The organism is Psychrobacter sp. TPE 89C (assembly GCF_055522395.1).
On the sequence record NZ_JBVFXW010000109.1, the window covers coordinates 1 to 692 of the forward strand.

Sequence of the window (692 nt, forward strand, 5' to 3'; positions counted from 1 at the left end):
GGTAAGTCCAGAATCAAAAATAAAATTAATTAAAATTTTAGAAAATTCACGTTTTAAATTAGAAATAGATTTCCTTGATTTTGTTGATGATGTTTCAAGCATTATTGCAAGCTCTAAACTTTTACTGCTGCCCATTACAGATGCTCATTTTTGTCGTCCTGCTATTGAAGCGGGTTTTGAGGGAGTACCATTTTTAATAAGAAGACATGATGCTATTGGCGATTTTGCTATAGAAGGTTACAACTGCGAAATGTATAGTGATTTAAACGAAATGACTAACAAAGCTATTTATTTTTTAAAAGATGAAGATTATACCAGAGAAATAGGAATGAATAACCGTAATATTTCTAATAATTTTATTTATGATGATCATATAGGTAATGCTTTTATGAAAGTAGTTGAGGATATTCTGTTATGAAAAACAATATTGCTATATTAGGATTTACATTTCCTCAAAATATGATTGATGAAATTTTATATCATGAGCCTAATATGCCTGTTCAGACCTTAAGGTTTTCTGAAAATTTGAAACAATCTCTAGAGTCCGCAGGTTTTAATATACTATTAGCATCGACTCATCCCGTAACCAATTATCCTCACAATCCTAAGTTATTTTTTAGTTTCAGTAAATTCAAAGATAGTTTAACAGAAGGTTTTTCAATACCTTTTATAAATTTATTAGCACTTAAGCA

The 692-nt window shown here is 28.9% G+C and carries 2 protein-coding genes; both read left to right on the forward strand.

The window, feature by feature from the left end; all coding sequences use genetic code 11:
• Window positions 1-418 (forward strand): glycosyltransferase (locus ACZW67_RS14330; RefSeq protein ID WP_465183811.1); only part of this gene is annotated, 418 nt, incomplete at its 5' end.
• The coding region (locus ACZW67_RS14335) for a hypothetical protein (protein WP_465183812.1) at window positions 415-692 on the forward strand (278 nt) is incomplete at its 3' end. The genes ACZW67_RS14330 and ACZW67_RS14335, both read left to right, overlap by 4 nt.